Annotated in this window: 19 protein-coding genes and 1 pseudogene; 12 read left to right on the top strand and 8 right to left on the bottom strand. The window is 32.9% G+C overall.

From position 1 onward, the window contains the following. Nucleotides 1-3,312 (top strand): annotated as a pseudogene (locus ACKI44_RS06740) (hypothetical protein); the annotation flags it as partial. Between the two features lie 154 nt (nucleotides 3,313-3,466). Here the strand turns inward: ACKI44_RS06740 and ACKI44_RS06735 are convergent. From ACKI44_RS06735 to ACKI44_RS06725, 3 genes are all read right to left on the bottom strand, one after another. Further along, on the bottom strand, nucleotides 3,467-4,690 hold the full coding sequence (locus tag ACKI44_RS06735) for an NAD(P)/FAD-dependent oxidoreductase (RefSeq protein WP_407422783.1): 1,224 nt from the start codon (nucleotides 4,688-4,690) through the stop codon (nucleotides 3,467-3,469). 6 nt (nucleotides 4,691-4,696) lie between these two features. Next, complete coding sequence (gene aspS, locus ACKI44_RS06730; RefSeq protein WP_407422781.1) at nucleotides 4,697-6,016, bottom strand: aspartate--tRNA(Asn) ligase; 1,320 nt, start codon at nucleotides 6,014-6,016, stop codon at nucleotides 4,697-4,699. Between the two features lie 129 nt (nucleotides 6,017-6,145). Further along, nucleotides 6,146-6,937 (bottom strand): zinc ribbon domain-containing protein, encoded by a 792-nt coding sequence (locus tag ACKI44_RS06725; RefSeq protein ID WP_407422779.1) that lies wholly within the window; start codon nucleotides 6,935-6,937, stop codon nucleotides 6,146-6,148. A 164-nt stretch (nucleotides 6,938-7,101) separates the two neighbouring features. On the opposite strand from ACKI44_RS06725, the gene ACKI44_RS06720 reads away from it, so the two are divergent. The 4 genes from ACKI44_RS06720 (at nucleotide 7,102) to ACKI44_RS06705 (ending at nucleotide 9,745) form a co-directional block, all read left to right on the top strand. Further along, nucleotides 7,102-8,217: a hypothetical protein gene (locus ACKI44_RS06720; RefSeq protein ID WP_407422777.1), complete on the top strand. Its 1,116-nt coding sequence runs from the start codon at nucleotides 7,102-7,104 to the stop codon at nucleotides 8,215-8,217. A gap of 8 nt (nucleotides 8,218-8,225) precedes the next feature. Continuing rightward, nucleotides 8,226-8,954 (top strand): zinc-ribbon domain-containing protein, encoded by a 729-nt coding sequence (locus ACKI44_RS06715; RefSeq protein WP_407422775.1) that lies wholly within the window; start codon nucleotides 8,226-8,228, stop codon nucleotides 8,952-8,954. A gap of 153 nt (nucleotides 8,955-9,107) precedes the next feature. After that, a complete protein-coding gene (locus ACKI44_RS06710) occupies nucleotides 9,108-9,362 on the top strand; it encodes a hypothetical protein (RefSeq protein WP_407422773.1) in 255 nt (84 codons plus the stop codon). Further along, nucleotides 9,362-9,745, top strand: coding sequence for a type II toxin-antitoxin system VapC family toxin (locus ACKI44_RS06705; RefSeq protein ID WP_407422771.1), 384 nt, complete (start codon nucleotides 9,362-9,364; stop codon nucleotides 9,743-9,745). Before ACKI44_RS06710 ends, ACKI44_RS06705 begins: the two co-directional genes overlap by 1 nt. 17 nt (nucleotides 9,746-9,762) lie before the next feature. Here the strand turns inward: ACKI44_RS06705 and hisD are convergent, their stop codons facing one another. Both hisD and ilvD read right to left on the bottom strand, forming a co-directional pair. Beyond that, entirely contained in the window at nucleotides 9,763-11,037 is a 1,275-nt protein-coding gene (gene hisD, locus ACKI44_RS06700) for a histidinol dehydrogenase (protein ID WP_407422791.1), read from the bottom strand. 7 nt (nucleotides 11,038-11,044) lie between these two features. Continuing rightward, nucleotides 11,045-12,694 carry a dihydroxy-acid dehydratase gene (ilvD, locus tag ACKI44_RS06695; RefSeq protein WP_407422769.1) on the bottom strand — a complete coding sequence of 550 codons (1,650 nt, stop codon included), beginning with the start codon at nucleotides 12,692-12,694 and terminating at the stop codon, nucleotides 11,045-11,047. Nucleotides 12,695-12,791: 97 nt separating this feature from the next. On the opposite strand from ilvD, the gene ACKI44_RS06690 reads away from it, so the two are divergent. Next, nucleotides 12,792-13,637: a TMEM175 family protein gene (locus tag ACKI44_RS06690; protein ID WP_407422767.1), complete on the top strand. Its 846-nt coding sequence runs from the start codon at nucleotides 12,792-12,794 to the stop codon at nucleotides 13,635-13,637. Nucleotides 13,638-13,688: 51 nt separating this feature from the next. Then, entirely contained in the window at nucleotides 13,689-14,597 is a 909-nt protein-coding gene (gene argF, locus ACKI44_RS06685; RefSeq protein ID WP_407422765.1) for an ornithine carbamoyltransferase, read from the top strand. On the opposite strand, the gene ACKI44_RS06680 is transcribed toward argF, so the two are convergent. After that, nucleotides 14,594-14,872, bottom strand: a complete 279-nt coding sequence (locus ACKI44_RS06680) for a zinc-ribbon domain-containing protein (protein WP_407422763.1) — start codon at nucleotides 14,870-14,872, stop codon at nucleotides 14,594-14,596. The two genes, argF and ACKI44_RS06680, sit on opposite strands and share 4 nt — an antisense overlap. After that, the gene (locus ACKI44_RS06675) at nucleotides 14,869-15,183 is read right to left on the bottom strand and encodes a DUF2085 domain-containing protein (protein ID WP_407422789.1); all 315 of its coding nucleotides are present in this window, start codon (nucleotides 15,181-15,183) and stop codon (nucleotides 14,869-14,871) included. Before ACKI44_RS06675 ends, ACKI44_RS06680 begins: the two co-directional genes overlap by 4 nt. Before the next feature lie 187 nt (nucleotides 15,184-15,370). On the opposite strand from ACKI44_RS06675, the gene ACKI44_RS06670 reads away from it, so the two are divergent. The 5 genes from ACKI44_RS06670 (at nucleotide 15,371) to ACKI44_RS06650 (ending at nucleotide 20,086) form a co-directional block, all read left to right on the top strand. Beyond that, a complete protein-coding gene (locus ACKI44_RS06670) occupies nucleotides 15,371-16,699 on the top strand; it encodes an MATE family efflux transporter (RefSeq protein WP_407422787.1) in 1,329 nt (442 codons plus the stop codon). 155 nt (nucleotides 16,700-16,854) lie between these two features. Further along, entirely contained in the window at nucleotides 16,855-18,549 is a 1,695-nt protein-coding gene (locus ACKI44_RS06665) for an acetolactate synthase large subunit (protein ID WP_407422761.1), read from the top strand. Further along, nucleotides 18,550-19,035, top strand: coding sequence for an acetolactate synthase small subunit (gene ilvN / locus ACKI44_RS06660; protein ID WP_407422759.1), 486 nt, complete (start codon nucleotides 18,550-18,552; stop codon nucleotides 19,033-19,035). A 1-nt stretch (nucleotide 19,036) separates the two neighbouring features. Then, on the top strand, nucleotides 19,037-19,564 hold the full coding sequence (locus ACKI44_RS06655; protein ID WP_407422757.1) for a beta-class carbonic anhydrase: 528 nt from the start codon (nucleotides 19,037-19,039) through the stop codon (nucleotides 19,562-19,564). Nucleotides 19,565-19,591: 27 nt separating this feature from the next. Continuing rightward, on the top strand, nucleotides 19,592-20,086 hold the full coding sequence (locus ACKI44_RS06650) for a methylated-DNA--[protein]-cysteine S-methyltransferase (RefSeq protein ID WP_407422755.1): 495 nt from the start codon (nucleotides 19,592-19,594) through the stop codon (nucleotides 20,084-20,086). Here the strand turns inward: ACKI44_RS06650 and ACKI44_RS06645 are convergent. Continuing rightward, complete coding sequence (locus ACKI44_RS06645; protein ID WP_407422753.1) at nucleotides 20,083-20,505, bottom strand: hypothetical protein; 423 nt, start codon at nucleotides 20,503-20,505, stop codon at nucleotides 20,083-20,085. The two genes, ACKI44_RS06650 and ACKI44_RS06645, sit on opposite strands and share 4 nt — an antisense overlap. Between the last annotated feature and the right edge of the window lie 47 nt (nucleotides 20,506-20,552).

Genomic DNA, 20,552 nt, shown 5'->3' with positions numbered 1-20,552 from the left:
GGTACTAATGCTTCAGATATTGAGTTAAGTGAGTTCTTGCCTGATGAGTTTGAGTTTATGTACTGTGATCTTCCGGCTGGTACTACTTATGATAATGTGACTGGTGTTTGGTCTATTCCTACTTTGGCTAATGGTACTAACATTACTTTAGTAATTCATTCTCATGCTAAAGTTCCTGCAGATAATATAACTAACAAAGTTAATGCTACTTGTGGTGAAGATGAGTGGGATTACAGTAATAATGATGGTAATGTGACTGTTGGTATTATTGCATTCCATAGGCCTTATAAAGGTGTGGATAATAGTACTCCGTATTATCATGAGTTTGTTGAGTTTACTTTGACTGTTGAGAATATGGGTAACTACATGTACACTGGTGAGTTTGATGTTATTGATACTTTGCCTGTTGGTTTAGAGTTTGTTGAGACTCTTAGTATTAATGGTGCTAGAAATGTTAGTGAGACTCGTGATGGTCAGGTTATTAAGTGGGTTTTAACTGATATTCCGGCTAAATCTAATGCTACTATTGTCATTAGGGTTAAAGTTAATGCACTTGGTGAGTTGACTAATAATTTAACTGTTGTTGGTCCTCGTAATGCTACGGATATGGTTTACTGTACTGTTGATTCTATGCCTATTGTTGACATTTCAGTTAATATTACTAGTGATAAGGATGAGTACTTTGTTGATGATATTGCAGTTTGGACTATTACGGTTTCAAATGCTGCTAACGGTACTAATGCAACTAATGTTAACTTGAAAGACTTGTTCCCATTAGATAATTTCGAATTCATTAATTGTACTGATAGTGATGGTAATTCCTATGATTTAACTGATGATTGGATTATTCCATTCTTGGCTAATGGTACTAATGTTACTTTCACTGTTTATTCTCAGGCTGTAGCTCCTGGAAATAATATTGATAATTCAGTTAAAGTTAATTGTACTGAAGATCAATGGAATTATGATAATGATGATTCAAATATGTCTGTGGATGTTGTTGTTCTTCCTTATCCGGTAAAAATAGTTAATAATGATACTCCATATTATCATGATGTTATTGAATATAATTTGACTGTTGTTAATGTTGGCAGTGATAATTATATGGATGTTTTAACTGTTATTGATAGTTTGCCTGCTGGTTTGGAGTTCATTGAGACTGTTGATGTTGTTGGTGCTGATGTAGTCATTGAAGAACAAGACGGCCAAGTCATTACTTGGAAATTAACTGATATTGTAAAAGGTAGTGCTACTATTACGGTTAGGGTTAAAGTTAATGCGATTGGTGAGTTAATTAATAATTTAACTGTTGTTGGTCCTAGAGGTACTGAAAAAATGGTTGACTGTGCTGTTAATCCTGTTCCTATTGTTGATGTGTCTGTTAATATTACTAGTGATAAGGATGAGTACTTTGTTGACGATATCGCGGTTTGGACTATTACTGTTTCAAATGCTGCTAACGGTACTAATGCAAACAATATCAAATTAAGCGATTTGATTAGTGAAGGATTTGAATATGTTGACTCCATTGCTCCTAATGGTACTGTTTATGACAATGAAACGGGTATTTGGTCTATTCCTAAATTGGAAAATGGAACCAATATTACTTTAGTGATATATTCCCATGCCAAAACTCCTGCAAGCAACATCGTTCATAATGTAAATGTATCCTGTGATGAAAAAGAGTGGAATTACACAAATAATAATGCAAATAAAACTGTTGATATTGTCTCTTTACCTGTACCTGAAAAAACGGTAAATACTACAAAACCGTACAATAAGGAATTTGTTGAATATGATTTAACAATTAAAAACCCTGGTAATTCTACATATGCTCTTGAATTGACAGTTATTGATAGTTTGCCTATTGGTTTAATATTCAATGAAACTTTGAAAGTTGATGGTGCTGATTTAATCAGTGAAGTTGTGGACGGTCAAACAGTAACTTGGATTATTACAAACATTTCCGCTAAATCCAGCGCTGTAATAACCGTAAAAGTCTTCGTCAATGACATTGGTAATTTAACCAATAATTTAACAATTGTTGGCTCTCACGGTACAAAAGACACTGTTAATTGTACAATAACTCCAATTCCAGTTGCAGATTTATCAGTCATAATATCAAATGACGTTAATCCTGGCACTGCCCATAATAATGATACTGTAAAATGGTATATAACCGTTGTTAATGACGGTCCGGACACTGCCATGAATACAGTTGTAACCGACATATTGCCTAATGGGTTAATTTATGTCTCAGACAATTCAACTGGAGCATATGACCCTGAAACCGGCATATGGACTATTGGAGATATTGCCAGTGGAGAAAATGTTACCATATGTATTGAAACTTTAGTGAACGCTTCCAATGTAACTATTGTAGATGATGTTGAAGTTAAATCAGATACTTACGATCCGGATGAAAGCAATAATTATGACAATGAATCATTAAATGTCGTGCCTGAAGCTGATTTAATGATAATTAAATTAGTCCCTACAACCCAACATAAAAACGATAAGGTCATTTGGACAATCATTGTTACTAACAATGGTTTAGATACTGCTATAAACACTATAGTGACTGATAAATTGCCTGAAGGTTTAATTTATCTCTCAGATGATTCATTAAATAAATATGATTATCAAACCGGAATTTGGAAGGTGGGAGACCTTGCAAGTGGAGAATCTGCAACCTTAAACATCGAAACTTTAATTTCAACTTCCAACACAACAATAACTAATCCTGCAAGTGTTGTTTCAGACACATATGATCCTGATGAAACAAACAACCACTGTAATAATTCAACAACAGTTCCTCCGGAAGTTGATTTGGTGCTCACTATCGTATCAGACATTACCAACGTAACTGTTGGCGAAAATGTCAAGTACACTATTACTGTTGTAAACGACGGACCGGACAGTGCAGTTAATACTAAAGCATTTGTTGTGATACCTGAAGAATTAAGACTTTTAGATTTCGTTCCATCTAAAGGCACATATGATTCTGAAACCGGAATTTGGACAATTGGAAACTTGGCTCCTGGTGAAAAGGTTACTCTTGCACTCAACACTGAAGCATTGAAAAACGGTAAGGTAATTGTTAAGGCTAATGTCACTTCTGACACTTATGATAGCAATCTTTCCAACAACAATGACACGGCTGAGATAACAGTTAATGAATCTTCTTCAGAATCTCAGGAAAACATTTGTGAACCTCCAAAAATGCCTGCTACTGGCAACCCTCTTGTAATGGTTCTTTTATCATTACTTGCAATAGTCGGCATTTCATTAAGAAGAAAAAATGAACATTAAATGGGAAATTCAATTTTCCCAATTTTTTTATTTTTTTAAAAAATTTTTCTACCTATTTAATTAGTTTTACCTATTAATATTTTATATGATTTCCATCAAACTATCATTTTCATGAGAGTTGTCTTTAAGTAAATTAATTGCCTATCTCTATTTTTCAAAAAGTAATTGGCTTATCTACATCATTCAATGATTTTTTTTTACTTGCAGATAAACCTGCCAAATAACCTGTCGAAAATGCAATCTTTAAGTTATAACCGCCTGTAGGGCCATCCAAATCCAAAGTTTCCCCTGCAAAATACAGGTTCGATGTTAATTTTGATTCCATAGTTTTTGGATTGATGTTTTTCAAGTCAATTCCGCCGATTGTTACCTTGGCTAAATCCTTATTAAAGTCAACAATTTCAAGTGTAAATCTTTTGAGATTTTCAACTAAACGATTTTTACTTTTTTTATTTATTCTGCTTAATTGTGTATCTGACGCAATATTGATTCTATTTAAGAAATATTCAATGAAATTATTTGTTAAAAGTTGTTTTAAGTAGTTTTTTATTTGAGTTTTACCTTTTATTTGAAAATCTTTATCAAATTTATTTTTTAACTCTTCACGTGAGAAATTGGGTGTTAAATCAATGTTTATTTCACAAGCTAAATTATAGTCATTGTCTAAAATATCATAATCAATTTCTTTAGAAATTTTTGAGCTTAAGTCAATTATTCCGGGACCAGTCAGTCCAACATGGCTGATTAACACATTACCTTTAACTTTTGACTTTTTATAGCTACATTCAACATCATTTAATGTAATTCCTGCAATATCACTTAAATCTTCTTTTGTTATTAATGGTGAAAGCCCATATTTAATTTTGGTCAATGGTTCATCAATTAATGAAAAATTGTCAATGCTGCAGCCAGTTTGGGGATAGGTAATCCCTCCTGTAGCAATTATCACTTTTTTGGCTTTGATTTCATCGTTTATAATAAAGTTATCGGTAATTTTAGTCACTTCATAATTCAAACGAACTTCGACATTATCCAAATGCTTTTCCAAGCCTTTTAAAACATCAATAGACTTTTCACTTTCCGGAAAGACACGATTGTTGTCTTCTTCTATAAAGTCAAAATCAAATAAATCAAACAAATCTTCGTTTGTAAAAGTATAAAAAGAGGTTTTTAGGAAATTTTTCCTGTCAAAAAAAGTTAATAGCTTTTTGGGTGGTTTGTTGTTTGTAATATTGCATCTTCCGCCACCGGTCAAAAGAAGCTTCTTGCCAAGTGTGGAATTCTTTTCGATCAATATTACATTTGAAGTCTTGCCGGATGCAATTGCTGCCATAATTCCGGCAGGACCACCACCAATAATAGCTATATCATAATCCATTTTATCTTATGGAGTTAATCTGTGTCTGTCTCTTGGGAAGAGTACACATTCACGAATGTTTTCAGATCCTGTAAGTACCATAGTTAATCTGTCAGCACCTACACCCCATCCTGCATGTGGAGGCATACCGTATTCGAATGCTTTTAAGTAGCTTCCAAATCCGTCTGGGTTTAAATCTCTTTCTTCGATTTGTTTTACGAGTAAATCGTATTGGTGTACACGAGTAGCTCCGGAAGACAATTCTAAGTTATTGTACATTAAGTCAAATGCGTGAGCATATTTTTCGTCATCTTCAAATGGCATTACATAGAACGGTTTGATTGCTGAAGGCCATTTGGTTAAGAAGTAGAAATCGCCCATGGTGTCGCCTAAAGCTTTTTCAGCTGCACGGGACAAGTCTTCTCCCCAGTCCATTTCAACGCCTTTTGAATTAATGATGTCAACTGCCTCATCGTAAGTTACGTGAGGGAAATCACCGTCAACTTCAGGTAATGTGTGGTCTAGAATTTCCAATTCGTGAGCACAGTTTTCGTTCACGTCGTTGATTACGTTAACAAGCATGTCATTTAAGACTTTCATCATGTCTTCATCGTCCATGAATGAAGCTTCTGCATCTATTGAAACTGCTTCGTTTAAATGTCTTAAGGTATCGTGCTCTTCTGCTCTGAAAATCTGGCCGATTTCGAATACTTTATCCATTCCACTACCCATCATCATTTGTTTGTATAATTGAGGGGATTGACCGAGGAATGCTTCTTTTTCAAAGTATGTAATAGGGAATAATTCTGTTCCACCTTCGGTAGCTGATGCTACGAGTTTTGGTGTGTTAATTTCATAAAATCCATTTTCATAAAAGAAATCTCTTATTGTGTGGAACATCTGACCTTTAATTTTAAAGATTGCAGATACGTTTTCTTTTCTTAAATCTAAAAATCTTGAATCGAGTCTTGTATCAATTTCAGCTTTTACCTTTTCAGTTGGATCCATTGGTAAAGGCTGGTTGGATAAGCTTAAGATTCTAGTTTCTTTAGGAATGATTTCAACACCGTTTGGTGCTTTTCCAGCTTCCTGAACAGTACCTTTAACTGCTACAACTGATTCTTTTCTGAAAGCTCTTAATTCTTCTAATATTTCAGCATCTACTTTTTTGGAAGGTGCTGTAATTTGTACTCTACCAGTCACATCACGGATGATTACGAAAATGATTCCGCCTAAATCACGGATTTCATGAACCCATCCCATGATTGTAACATCTTCTCCAGCGATTTCTGGAGTTGTATCTTTAGCGTAATTAGTTCTTCTCCAATCATTTAATAAACCTTGCAATTAATTCACCTCAGGTTATAAAAATAAATTTTCATTATGCATTTAATTTTATAATTAATCTTTAATAAAACTAATGTTAATATTATTTTAAAAAAATCATTCTAAAAAGGTAAAAAAAGGAAATATTATTTAAAAATACTTATCTACATTGATATAATTCAAAACAATATTTCTTAAAAACTTGTTTGCCAAAAATGCAAATATTAAGCCTAAAATAGTAAATATAACAATTTCGTATCCGGAAAATATTTCGAATGTGTATTTAAATCCTGCAGATATTTCCACTGTCATATTTGCAACCAGTCCAAATAACAAACCGATTATGATTCCGCATAGGCCTGAATTGAGAATGTCTTTGAAAAATGATGCGAAAAATCCGACACCTAAAAATATGGCTATTATTAAGGCAATAGGGTAACCTAATGACCCTTGTCCCGTCAATCCGATAATAAATGAAAGTATTATTCCAAGTACAAATGTAATGGCAAATCCTAAAATTGAAACAATTATCAGTTTTTTGAAGTTGATACTATTGATAATTCCGTTAAATGAATATTCGTCAACTTTAATCATTTTTCCACAATTGGAACAGAATATGACTTCGTCATCATCTAAAGGATCATTACAGTGAGGACAATATTGGGTATTGTCTTTAGCCTTTTTGGTTGTTTCTTTTTTAGTGGTTTTATCTTCTGTTTTTTTAGCAGATTTTTCTTCTTTTTTATCTTCTGTTTTTTCAGTTGTTTTTTCTTCTTTTTTATCTTCTACTTCTATTTTTTCACCGCATTCAGAACAAAAAAGAGAACCTGCATCAACTTTAGCATTACAACTTGGACAAGTAATCTCTTTTACTAATTTTTCTCCACAGTTTGGACAAAAATTGGCTGTTGATTCCTCTCCACAATTCGGACATTTTACCATTTTACATAAACTCCTATTTATTATCAATTTACTAACATTTTTATGAAATTATTTATATTTTTTATTTGATTTAAATGTTATTTAAGCCATTAAAAAAATTTTATATAATATTAAGAATAAATATCTATGTGTGTAAATTATATATAATTTAGGTGATTTTTCTTATGAAGTTTAATTCTCATGTTATATTTCTCATAGCAATCGTTGGAATAATCACTGCGGGTGTTGTAGGCGCTACAATTTTAAACAATGGTTCTATGAAACAGGTAGACTTCGATGGTATTAAAGTTAATGTACCAGCCGATGCGGATTTTATAAAAACACAGGATGGTTATGCTGACGCTAAATATGGTATTACTATCAAAACATTCCAAAATAATCAGTCTATGGTCAATTATTTAAAAGGCATTAATGGAGTCACGGTTGTTGCCCTTAAAAATCAACCGCCTCAATCTTTGGCTTATGTACAGGGGGATAATACGAACATTTTAGTTACAAATGGCGGTCAGGGTATTTCTATCGGGGCAAAAGATCAAGGTTTAGTCACTGACATGTCTAATAGTGTTGTTTTCTCAAATCACCAAAAAAGTGTAAAACCTAAAGTTGCTGTACCAGGTATTGCTCCGCATCCTCATATGGATGTAGATGTGGACTTCTTCTTTATTAAGAATATGTTGCTCGTTGTTAATAATCCGGAGCTTAATGTGGCAGTATTTGTGGATAATGTTAATAATATTACTGTTAATGGATTTAATAATGCGGCAGATAATGGTGATTTAGATTCATACACTGCTAATGAATTCATGCCGGCTACATCCACTGATGGAGCGATAAGTGATAATCAGCAACAAAATACTTCACTTTTAGATAATCCTCAAGCAAGTGATGTTGTAAGTTCATTAAGTTCTGATTCTTCTAATAATGCTGCTGGTGGAGATTCTGCTTCATCAGACAGTGCTCCTGTTATTTCTAGTGACGGTTCTGCTCCAGCTAGTTCAGGTTCAGCCCCTGCAAGTTCAGGTTCTGCTCCAAGTATTAGTTCTGATTCATCTTCCGGAGACAGTCCTTCATCAGATGGTAATTCTCAATATCAAAAATTAACTAAAGAAGAAATTCAAAGGTTTGCAATGAATGATTTTCCTGGAAAAACTATTGATTTAAAGGATATCACAGATAAAGGCGATTATTTCTTAGTTTTAATTAAAGATTCACATGGTAAAATCGAGAAATATAAATATGATGCTTATGATGGCCAAAAAATTGAAAAAATTACTAACTGAGGGATTTCATGTTTTGTCCTAAGTGTGGAAAAGAAATAAAAGACGGCTCAAAATTCTGTAAACATTGCGGAAATAAAATAAAGCCAAAAGCTCCTGAACAAGCTGCTCAGGCTAATGCTCCTACTCAAACATCAAGTAATGATGATAGAAATAAAAAGATTATCATTGGAGTTTTAGTTGCGGCAATTGTAATTTTAGCTATTGTATTTGTTGCTTTTGGAACAGGTTTATTCGATAATCATTCACAGCCGGCTAATGCAGGTAATCAGGTTCAACAATCAAGTTCGAGTTCAAGTTCAAAGGCCGTTTCACTAAATAGTTTCCCTGTTAGTGAAGCTCCTGCATTAGCTCAGGCTGTTAAAAGTTCTGGAGGAAACTTCCCTGTTCAATTCCAGTCCCTTTCATTATCAAAAGCCCAATGTTTGTATATTTTAAGTAAATCTATTAGTCAGATTGGCAGTGGTCATCCTGATGCGACAATATCTGTAGGAGATCCTTCATATGCTTCTCATCCTAGTGGAAGTGACAGTTCTCAAACTATTGCACGTCAAAATTATGTAGATATGTCAAACAGATTCTCATCATGGATAGAAAGTAATGGTTTTGTTCCAAATTACGTTGGAATTTATACGGGCGGTGTGCCTGATATTTCTCCATCAAGAATGTTGGATATTTGTGTAAGTATCTTAATAGATTATGGAAACAGCCACAATCTGCCTGCATCTGTAAAAGTTTAAGTGATTCAATATCACTTCTTTTTCTTTTTTTTGTTATTGTTAATTTTTTATTAATATTTTTAGTATTTATTTTAGAATTTTTTACCTAAAAATTTATATATTAGGTTTTTTATACATTAGATATATTATAAATTAGATATGGAGGTAATCCTGATGAATAATTTTTCTCAAGAAATCATTACTTCAAAGATATATAAAGGATTTCAAACAGTAATTCCTAGTAAAATTCGTAAAGAATTGGATATAAATGTTGAAGATACATTAAATTGGAAAATTAATGGTGATTTGATGATTATTGAAGTTGTGAAACAAAAACCATTAAGAGATTTAGAAAAATTTGCTATTTATGTCGATGAAGAAGTGGATTCTGTTGAATTAAAAAAGAAATCTGGGTGTGGTGAATTCTAATGATATTCATTGATACTAGCTTTTTATTAGCAATTTTAATAAAATCAGATATCAATCATAATAAAGCCTTAGAATTATCGGATACATTCTATGAAAATAAAATGATTAATTCTACTGTTCTAACAGAAACATTAAATTCGTTTACAGGTATTGGTGGAAAGATTGGTATTTCATTATACAATAATCTAAACAATATGTTTGACATTGATTATTTAACTAAAAATGATTATGATGATGCAATTGAAATATATTTGTCTTATAATTCATCAATTAATTATTCTGATTGTACAATTCTAAAATCAATGCAAAAGTATAATATTAATAAAATTGCGACATTTGATTCAAATTTTAATAAAATTAAAGGTTTAGATATAATTTCATAATAAATAGAAGATAGATATTATCTATCTAATCTTCTTTTAAATGAATCTGAATGAGCAAAGAATCCTTCATATTCAGCTATTGGAACTGAGGTCTTTGAAAGTTCAGATAATCCTTCTTTTGTAATCCTTTGAACAGTAGGCTTTTTAATAAACGCTTCAGTTGAAAGGCCTGAATACATTTTAGCCCCACCGCCGGTTGGCAATACATGGTTTGTTCCGGATCCGTAATCTCCTGCTGCTACCGGAGAGTAAGGTCCTAAAAATATTGAACCTGCATTTTTCACGTGAGAGAGTGTTTCATCATCGTCTTTTGTGGATATGATTAAATGTTCTGGTGCATATTCATTTGTAACGTAAATTGCTTCTTCAAATGTGTCAGTGATAATAATTTTTCCGCTTTTTGATAATGATTCTTCAATAATTTCACGTCTAGGGGCGATTTCTGTCAACTGTTTTACAAACTCATCAGTCTTTTCAGCTAAATTTTCATCATCAGTTACTAAAAAACATGATGCATTAGGGTCATGTTCCGCTTGAGCTAAAATGTCGGTTGCTAAAAATTCAGGGTTTGCACTTTCATCAGCCAGTATCAATACTTCTGAAGGTCCAGCCGGAAACTCAATGTCAACTTGTCCGTAAACTAGTTTTTTAGCTGCAGTCACGAATATGTTGCCGGGACCGACTATTTTTTCAACTTTAGGAATTGATTCGGTTCCATAGGCTAAAGCTCCGATTGCCTGTGCTCCACCAACTTTGTAGATTTCATCAGCACCTGCAATATCTGCTGCTACCAATATTGCATCTAAAATCTTTCCATCTTTTTGTGGTGGAGTAACGCATACTACCTTTTCAACTCCTGCAATTTTGGCAGGAATAACTGTCATTAATATTGAAGATGGATAAGCTGCTCTTCCGCCGGGGATATAACAGCCTGCTGAGTTAATTGCCCTCACGATTTGACCGGCAGTAATTCCAGGGTTAACTTCCATTTCCCATTCTTGTGGGATTTGTTTTTTGTGAAATTTTTCGATATTAGATGCGGCTTGTTTTAAAGCGGTTAATAATGAGTCATCTAATGTATTGTAGGCTTCTTTAATCTCATCTTCTGTAACTTTTAAGTTATCAACTAAAACACCGTCAAATTTTTCAGTATAGGATTTTACAGCATTATCTCCATTGTCCTTTACATTATTCAAGATTTCAGACACGGTATCTAAAACATTGTTTACATCCTGTTCTGATCTTTTAATCGTTTCTGCCAGGTCAATTTCTGAGTATTTTAATATTTCCATCATAACACTACCTTAAAATAGCACCGCTGTCTGCAGACTGTACTAATTTTTGGTAAATGCTTAACCATCCATCAACATCACTTTCAGGATGTTTTACATTTTCTAATCTGCTGGCTATTTCTTCATCTGTTAGTTCTACATTAATGGATCTGTTTTTAATATCAATTTCAATTATGTCTCCGTTTTGAACTGCAGCGATAGGTCCTGATGACATTGCTTCAGGTGAAACATGTCCTATGCATGGTCCACGTGTTCCTCCTGAAAATCTTCCGTCGGTAATAAGACCAACATCTTTAATGCCCATTCCTGCAAGGGCTGATGTTGCGTTTAACATTTCTCTCATTCCAGGACCGCCTTTCGGACCTTCATAGATAATAACAACAATATCTCTTTCTTCGATTTCATGGTTAAATATTGCTTCGGTCACTTCTTCTTCTGAGTGGAATACTTTTGCTGGTCCTTTAAGATGCATTAAATCTTCTGCAACAGCTCCTTTTTTGACAACACTGCCGTTTGGAGCAATATTACCTTTTAAAATAGCTATTCCGCCATCTTCATGGTAAGGATTATCCAATGTGTGAATAACTTCAGTATTTTTATTTTCCACATTTTCAAGATTTTCTTTCACTGTTTTTCCGGTTACAGTTAACGGAGTCGTGTTAATTTTATCTCCCAAGGTTTTTAAAACGGCAGGAATTCCTCCGGCTAAATGTAAATCCATCATTGTGTCTTCACCGGCAGGTGAAATTAATGTGATGTGTGGAACTTCACGGCTGATTTTATCAAATAATTCCAAGTCCACGTCAATGCCATCAACTTCACTGGCAATGGCCGGAATGTGGAGTGCAGTGTTTGAAGAACCGCCTAAAGCCATATCAATTGCAATTGCATTATTAAACGCTTCTTGTGTTAAAATATCGGATGGTTTAATATCGTTTTTAATCAGTTCGATGATTTGTTTTCCGCTTTCAAATGCAATTTGGTTATTTTCTTCAGTATCTGCGTGTGTTGTTGCACATAAAGGAAGGGATAAACCAAATGTTTCTGTAATACATGCCATTGTATTTGCTGTAAACAGTCCGGAACAGCTTCCAGGACCGGGACAGGCACATTTTTCCATTTCATAAACTTCCTCTTCTGAGATTTTACCTGCTGAATGTTCACCTACAGCTTCAAAAACAGTAATTAAATCAGCATTTTTGCCTTTATAATTACCTGCGGCCATAGGGCCTCCTGTAACAACAATACTTGGAATATCTACACGGCAGGCACCCATAATCATTCCAGGAACAACTTTATCACAGCTTGGAATCAATACCAATCCGTCAAATGCATGTCCTTTTGTCATGCTTTCGACTGTAGCAGCTATTATTTCTCTTGAAGGAAGGGAATATTTCATTCCTTCGTGATTCATACTGATTCCATCACATATTGCCATTGTATCAAATTCGAATGGAATACCTCCTGCAGCTATAATACCTTCTTTTACAAATTCAACAAGGTCTTTAAGGTGGATGTGTCCTGGAACGATGTCTGTAAAACTGTTTGCAATTCCAATGAACGGTTTTTTAAAATCATCGTCCTCAAGACCACAAGCCCTTAATAAAGACCTGTGAGGTGCTCTTTGAATTCCTTTTTTAATATTATCACTTATCATTTAATCGCCTACTAGGTTATAATTATGTTTTTCAATGTTAATATATTTAAGTTGAAAAGTTAATATAGAATATTAAATAAGAATTTTTGGTGTTTAAATGACCAAGAGTGGCATTGAAAAATATGAGGAATTAATGGATTTAAAAATTCAGATAGAGTCTCAAATTGAAGATATTAAAAATAAAGGTGACGAGCATACCCTTGAAAAAATAAATAAAATACATGACCGTTTAGAAAAAAAGGGTAAATTGCATCATGAAGATATTGATGAGACTTTAAAGAGTTTTCACCGAATCAATGAAGGATTAAGCTATTACCAGCGTTTTAAAAAAGCTTTATCCCAGGATATCAACATAGATCCCGGTAGATTGATGGGGCTTACTGACGGTATTTTTGGGATGGTCATGACACTGCTTATTTTTGGGATGGCTCTTCCTGAAATGCAATTATTAACCGCAGGAGATTTCACGGCTTTTCTTCAATCTATGATTCCAACATTTGGTGTCACTTTAGTCAGTTTTATACTGCTTGCTTCCTTTTGGATTTATCACCATGAATTCATTAAAGTTAAAATGTTTAATTTTCCTTATCTGTGGATAAACATTTTTTTCTTAGCAGCAATTTCATTTGTTCCATTTTCAACATCAATGATTGGTTCATATTCACATTTCTTCCTTGCAGAAGTAATATTCGGTTTAAATATATTCTTGACGTTGCTATTTTTCATAGTGATGTTTTGGTATGCAGACCGCAGTGGATTTCTTGAAAAGGAGCTTTCAGATGTTGAGAAAAAATATACTTACCATACATTTTTCCTGATAATGGGCTTGACTGTTGTTGTTAATCTCTTGGATTTCCATGTTTCAGGTAAATTCATTTATTTGTTCTTTTTAGTTCCTATAATTTCTACAATACGTGATATAAGATATAAAATGAAAACATAACATTTAATATATATAAATAATAAATATTTTATTTTATTAGAGGGGATTTTAATGGATAGTCTATTATCTATTTGTGATATTAAAGAGGATGTATCAAATATTATCGATTTGGCTTGTGATATAAAAGCAGGTAAAAAGGAAGAAAAACCGCTTGAAGGTAAAACCTTAGCGATGATTTTTCAAAAGTCATCAACCAGAACCAGAGTATCATTTGACGTTGGAATGTATCAGTTAGGTGGAAGAGCTATATTTTTATCATCCAACGATTTACAGATGGGACGAGGAGAGCCTATTTCAGATACTGCCCGTGTTTTAAGCCGTTTCGTTGATGGAATAATGATTAGGGCCATAGAACATGATGATGTTATAGAATTAGCAAAATATTCTGACGTGCCTGTTATAAGCGGATTAACCAATCTTGAGCATCCTTGTCAAGTCTTGGCTGACGTATTAACTATTAAAGAACATTTTGGTTCCTTTGAAAATAAAAAAATATGTTTCGTCGGTGACGGAAACAATGTATGTAATTCCCTTTTATTAATTGCTCCTCTTTTAGGCATGGATATGTCTGTAGCATGTCCTAAAGGTTATGAACCTAATGAAAACATCCTAAAAATCGCTCAGGAATATGCAAAGGAAAACAATACAGAAATTGTTATTTCGGATAATCTTAATGTTGCCTTAGATAATGTTGATGTTGTCTATACAGATGTTTGGGTAAGTATGGGTGATGAAGCTGAAAAAGCACAAAGAGAAATTGATTTGGCACCTTTCCAGGTTAATCAGGAATTGATGAATCTTGCTAATGACGGAGCTATTTTCATGCACTGTTTACCTGCAGTTAGAGGTCAGGAAGTTTCAGCTGAGGTAATTGACGGACCGCAATCTGTAATTTATGATGAAGCGGAAAACAGGCTTCATGCACAAAAAGCTGTTTTATATTATTATTTAAAGGATTAATGTCCTACAATTGCGAATATTATAAATAAAAATACTAAACAGATACAGCAGGCCCACCATTTGCTGCCGTCATCTTTTTTTGTATTTGTAGTGGATGAATTTGTATTGACAGTAGTTTTTCTAATAGGGCCAGTATTATCTTCAACTGTAACCTTTTTAGCTCTTGTTTGTGTTTTTTCAGGTTCAGGTTCTTCATACACTAAATTAATACCGCATTTTCTACAGAATTTACTTCCTTGAGGGTTTTCTTCACCACATTCCGGACAAATTATCATAAATACGCACCTACAATATTATAAAAAATTCTAATAGCTATTTTCATAAAAATTATTAGGCCTACACCGCCAATAACTCCGCTAACAAATCTCAGATTATTATTGCTTTCTCTTAAACCTAAAAATTGTGTAAATCCGTCAATTGCTGTCGGTACCATCAGGATTATTGATATTATTAATAGGTTTAGGGAATAATTGATGGGAAAGAAGAAACTGTAGATTAAAAATACTATTAATCCAGTATAAAATCCAGTACACCTAGCACAGACTGGAAACTGGTGATTTTTGTAATGAAAACTCCTTTCAGGCATTCTATGGCATAATAATTTTGAATATTTCATAATAATTCCAGTTAATTAATTGTGTTTAAATTATTTAGTTTCAAAGTATATTAAGTTTTTTAATATTTTTTTCCTTTTAAGTTGACAGTCTTTCACCCAAACAAAATAAATTAATATTATTATCATTATAATTAAAACTGTTTATGGAAAAAATTAAATATATTCAAGAATATCCTTTAAAATCAGTTTTTGTATTAAGCATACCTATAATTGCATTTTTGTTTTTACAAACATTTACAGTGTTGTTGATGCTTTTTGGATTGCCGGATTAGGTGAAAGTGCAATTATTGCTGTTGGTTATGTACTTAATCTATGGTATATTCTTCAGAAATTAGGTGAAGGTATCGGGAGATCATGTAACGTTATCATTTCAACATCTTTTGGTGCTGAGGACTATCAAAGAGCAAATAATGTTGCATGCCACGGATTAATTATAATTTTGGCATTATCCATAATCATTCCGTTGTTATCTATTCTATTAATCAAGCCAATTTGTGTATTGGGTCATCTTGAGCAATATAGTAATTTAATATTTGATTATTTCATTATACCTTCAATTTTCATTGTTTTTGTTTTGATGTCTAATTACTTTTCATCTATAATATGCAGTGAAGGAGATACAAAAAGGGCATCATGCATTATCATACTTGGAAATATGTTGAATATTATATTGGATCCAATATTAATACATAAGCTCCATTTAGGAATTTTTGGTGCAGGGATTGCAACAACCATTGGATATATTTCTTCTTTTTTAGTATTCTATTACTTATTCTATATTAGAGGCAATACGGTTTTAAAAATAGGTAGGCCTTATTTTAAATATGATAAAATGATTTTTAAAGAAATTGTTCATTTTGCAATTCCTTTAATTTTAAATGGTTTCATACTTACTATTTTGGGATTGCTGATTAACTATTCCCTTCATGTATTTTCAAATCCTCTGATTTCATTTGGATATATGGTACTTCTTAGAATTCAAACACTTATGTTTACTCCGGTTCAGGGAATTTCTCAAGGAGTCTGTATTGTAACTGCACATCTAACAGGTGCTAAAAGGTTTAATAGTTTAATATCCGTACTGAAAAAATCATTAGTTATAACATGTGCTTTTGCTATAATATTTGGATTAATATATTTCTTTTCATATATGCACATCATACCTTTTTTCAGCAATGATCTTAATGTAAAAAATGGAGTTAGTTGTATAATTGTATTCAGTATTTTAAGTTTCTTCCTGCAGCCTGCTGTTAGAATATGTAATTATACATTAATAGGATTGGGAAAAAGTCTTTTTTCATTATTAAGTTTGATTCTTAATATTTCTTTATTTGTAATTTTTATGTTAATAGGGTCTTTAATTTTCAAATCCGGAGAATTTGGAATTTTCATGGCAGTTATTTTTTCCGATATTGCTCAGATAATAATCATGTTCTTGTTAGTTCAACGTACTTTAGGCAATGTAATTAAAAAAATAAAAAGTTAACATGCTTCAAACATATTATATTGATTTACATTTTATAATTTCATTTTTTTTTAAAAAATAAGTTGATGTTAATTTTAATTTTCAACTAAGATAATTATATATATTTATCAATACAAAAATTACATTATAATAAAAGATTTATAAAGGTTTTAGAAATGAGAGGCGGAGAAGCGATTATTGAATCCCTTAAAAAAATGGGAGTAGAAACAATATTTGGTTATCCTGGAGGACAAACCATACCCTTATATGATATGTTATATGATGCAGATATCAACCATATCTTAGTTAGACACGAACAGGCAGCAGCTCATGCAGCCGATGGTTTTGCAAGAGCTTCAGGTAAAGTGGGGGTGTGTTTGGCTACTTCCGGACCTGGTGCAACTAATTTGGTAACAGGGATTGCTACTTCTTTCATGGATTCTTCTCCTATTGTAGCTATTACAGGTCAGGTTCCAACTCATTTAATTGGAAATGATGCTTTTCAGGAAGCTGACATCATTGGTATTACTATGCCTATTGTTAAACATAGTTTTCAGCCTAAAGACCCTAATTTAATACCTTCCGTTATTAAGACCAGTTTCGATATAGCTACAAGCGGAAGACCTGGCCCGGTTTTAATAGATGTTCCAAAAGAAGTTCAGGAAGGGGAACTTACAGATTTTAATGATAATTTAATTCAAACACCGGGATATAATCCAACCCTGAAAGGCAATCCTAGACAAATTAAAAAAGCTAGTGAATTGATTAAACAGGCTAAAAGGCCTTTAATACTTGTGGGTGCAGGTGTTATTTTAGCTAATGCGTGCGATGAATTAAATGAATTCGCACACTTAATCAATGCTCCGGTAATGACTTCACTTTTAGGTAAAGGAGCTATTGATGAAAATGATGAATTGGCATTGGGAATGCTTGGAATGCATGGAAGAAAAGTTTCCAATGATTCAATCAATGAATGTGATTTGTTAATAGCTATCGGTATAAGATTTTCAGATAGAACTACCGGAAGATTGGACAGTTTTGTTCCGGACAGTAAAGTTATTCATATTGATATAGACCCTGCAGAAATCGGTAAAAATGTAGATGTTGACTTGCCAATTGTGGGGGATGCTAAAAATATTTTAAAATCACTAAATGATTTATTTAAAGGATATTCCGTATCCGGTGATGTTAATTCATGGACTGATAAAATAAAACAAAGAAAAATTGATTTTTTACCAAGAGTTACCTATGATGATGTTCCGCTTAAACCTCAAACAGTAATAAAGGAAATCAGTGAAGTTTTAACTGCTGATTCAATTTTAACGACTGATGTGGGTCAAAATCAGATGTGGGCAGCTCATTTTTATGACACTCAAAAACCTCGTAAATTTATTTCATCCGGAGGACTTGGAACTATGGGATTCGGTTTCCCGTCAGCTATCGGTGCAAAGGTTGCATGTCCGGATGATCCTGTTGTTTCCATTAACGGTGACGGCGGATTCTTAATGGTTTGTCAGGAATTGGCTACAGTTTATGATTATGATATACCTGTCATAGCAATGGTACTTGAAAATAGAACTTTGGGTATGGTATATCAATGGCAAAGTTTATTATATGATGGAAGACACTCACAAACTGAATTTAAAGACAGCCCGGACTTCGTTAAATTAGCAGAAAGTTTTGGAGTTAATGCAGTCAGAGTTGAAAAACCGGGTGAAACCAAAGAGGCATTAAAATCTGCAATTAAAGATAATGAAGCAATATTGATTGATGTTATAATAGATTCAGAAGAAACGCTTCCGATGTTGCCTCCAGGAGCAGGCATTAATGAAATGATTGGAGAATATAAACTCGAAAAAGATGTGATTTAAATGGATGTAAAATATCATGTTATAAGTACGCTTGTAGAAAATAAACCTGGAGTTTTACAAAAAGTTGCTGGCCTGTTTACACGAAGGGATTTCAATATTGACAGCATTACAGTAGGCGAATCAGAAGTCGATGGTCTTGCAAGAATGGTAATTACTGTAAAAGCTGACGATAAGATATTGGAACAGGTTACAAAGCAATTAAATAAATTGGTTGATGTTATCAAGATTAAAGATATTTCTAAAAATGCAGTTAAAAGGGAATTATGTCTTGTAAAAGTCAATATTCCTAATGAAAAGGCTAGAGCCGAAATAATGCAATATGTCAATATTTTCAGGGCGAATATTGTTGATGTAACTGAAGAGACATTAATAATTGAAATAACTGGAGATATGGAAAAAATCAATGCATTTATATCTTTATTAAAAGGTTATGGAATCAAAAAGATTTCAAGAACCGGCCTTACCGCAATGGCAAGGGGAGTTTAAAATGACAATTTTGGAGAATGTATTAAAAGATAATAAGGAATTTGTTGAAAACTTTGAAGGCGAAGAGATGTCTCACCATGCAGCTAAAAAATTAGCTATTTTGACTTGTATGGACTGCAGATTAATCGACTTTTTTGAACCTGCATTAGGTTTAAAAAGAGGGGATGCTAAAATCGTAAGAAATGCAGGTAATTCAATTGTCGGTGAAGATGCAATCAGATCAATCGGTGCAGCTTTATACAATCTTGGAGCTGAAGAAGTAATGGTCGTTGGTCACACTGAATGTGGTATGGCTGGTGCTGATGCTGAAGCTTTAAAAGAAAAAATGCTTCAAAGAGGCATTAAAGAAGAAGACATTGCTAAATATGATTTAGCTCAATGGATTGGTGGATTTGAATCTGAAGAACAAAATGTTATAGATGTTGTAGAAAAAATCAAAAACCACCCATTAATTCCAGATGTACCAGTACATGGTTTAATAATCGATATTGTAACCGGAGAGTTAAAAGTTTTAGTAGATGGTTATTAAATCATCTATTCTCTTATTTTTTTTAAAATGATTAATATAAAACACTACACATCACCAATTGGGGACATTTTACTTGCTTCTCGAAATGAAAAGTTAATTGGGTCCTGGTTTGAGGGGCAAAAATATTATTTGGCCAACGTTTCAGAGGAGATTATAGAAAAAGATGACGAAACGTTAATCCAAGCTAAAGAATGGCTGGACAGCTATTTCAATGGTGAAAAACCCTTAATTAATGAATTGGATTTGGATCCTATAGGCACCGACTTTAGAAAAGAAGTTTGGGAAATTCTCTGTGAGATTCCATATGGAAAAACAACTTCTTATAAGGATATTGCGAATAGGATAGCCAAAAAAAGAGGAATTGAAAAAATGTCTGCCCAAGCCGTTGGGGGAGCTGTCGGACACAATCCGATTTCAATCATAATTCCCTGTCATAGGGTTGTCGCATCAAACGGAGAGTTAACGGGCTATGCGGCAGGAATTGACAAAAAGAAGTTTCTTCTAATGCATGAAAAAGATTAATCATTTGCTGATCTATACAAAAAGTAATTGAATATGAATATGACTATTGCAAAAATTATGATATAGAACAGGGAATTCATCATTAAATTAAATTCAAATCCATTTATAACGAAGTTTATATAATCCGGCGGCAATAACGGATTGAAATTGAATAAAAACATTGTTGTAATTATGAATAGTATATCAAAAATTATAATGTAAATTCCTGCAAAGAAAAATCTGCGGAAATTATTCGGAACATGATTTTCTTCAACTAGGATATTCAGTCCATAAATTATTAAGAAATATATTCCAAATAAATTGGCAATATATAACACGTCATTAAGACCTAACTTAATTAAGACATAACATCCAACATATGAAATAATCAATGCCGTTATTAAAATTATAACTATGAATCTTAGAAACTTTGTATTCATTACAATAGATTTTGTTATTTAAAATATATAAGTCATCGTAAGAAAAT

Origin of the sequence: Methanobrevibacter sp. (assembly GCF_045646205.1) — an archaeon.
Lineage (GTDB): Archaea > Methanobacteriota > Methanobacteria > Methanobacteriales > Methanobacteriaceae > Methanocatella.
Note: the sequence above shows the minus strand (reverse complement) of the source record. Positions and strands in the feature narration are given on the sequence as shown.

Bases quoted from the DNA above. Each gene is read 5' to 3' on its own strand.
- ilvN (WP_407422759.1), top strand. From the start codon at position 18,550: ATGGATGTAAAATATCATGTTATAAGTACGCTTGTAGAAAATAAACCT.
- ACKI44_RS06680 (WP_407422763.1), bottom strand. From the start codon at position 14,872: ATGATAATTTGTCCGGAATGTGGTGAAGAAAACCCTCAAGGAAGTAAA.
- ACKI44_RS06690 (WP_407422767.1), top strand. From the start codon at position 12,792: ATGACCAAGAGTGGCATTGAAAAATATGAGGAATTAATGGATTTAAAA.
- ACKI44_RS06705 (WP_407422771.1), top strand. From the start codon at position 9,362: ATGATATTCATTGATACTAGCTTTTTATTAGCAATTTTAATAAAATCA.
- ACKI44_RS06725 (WP_407422779.1), bottom strand. From the start codon at position 6,937: ATGGTAAAATGTCCGAATTGTGGAGAGGAATCAACAGCCAATTTTTGT.
- ACKI44_RS06665 (WP_407422761.1), top strand. From the start codon at position 16,855: ATGAGAGGCGGAGAAGCGATTATTGAATCCCTTAAAAAAATGGGAGTA.
- ACKI44_RS06645 (WP_407422753.1), bottom strand. From the start codon at position 20,505: ATGAATACAAAGTTTCTAAGATTCATAGTTATAATTTTAATAACGGCA.
- ACKI44_RS06710 (WP_407422773.1), top strand. From the start codon at position 9,108: ATGAATAATTTTTCTCAAGAAATCATTACTTCAAAGATATATAAAGGA.
- ACKI44_RS06715 (WP_407422775.1), top strand. From the start codon at position 8,226: ATGTTTTGTCCTAAGTGTGGAAAAGAAATAAAAGACGGCTCAAAATTC.
- ACKI44_RS06720 (WP_407422777.1), top strand. From the start codon at position 7,102: ATGAAGTTTAATTCTCATGTTATATTTCTCATAGCAATCGTTGGAATA.
- ilvD (WP_407422769.1), bottom strand. From the start codon at position 12,694: ATGATAAGTGATAATATTAAAAAAGGAATTCAAAGAGCACCTCACAGG.
- ACKI44_RS06655 (WP_407422757.1), top strand. From the start codon at position 19,037: ATGACAATTTTGGAGAATGTATTAAAAGATAATAAGGAATTTGTTGAA.
- hisD (WP_407422791.1), bottom strand. From the start codon at position 11,037: ATGGAAATATTAAAATACTCAGAAATTGACCTGGCAGAAACGATTAAA.
- ACKI44_RS06675 (WP_407422789.1), bottom strand. From the start codon at position 15,183: ATGCCTGAAAGGAGTTTTCATTACAAAAATCACCAGTTTCCAGTCTGT.
- argF (WP_407422765.1), top strand. From the start codon at position 13,689: ATGGATAGTCTATTATCTATTTGTGATATTAAAGAGGATGTATCAAAT.
- ACKI44_RS06735 (WP_407422783.1), bottom strand. From the start codon at position 4,690: ATGGATTATGATATAGCTATTATTGGTGGTGGTCCTGCCGGAATTATG.
- ACKI44_RS06650 (WP_407422755.1), top strand. From the start codon at position 19,592: ATGATTAATATAAAACACTACACATCACCAATTGGGGACATTTTACTT.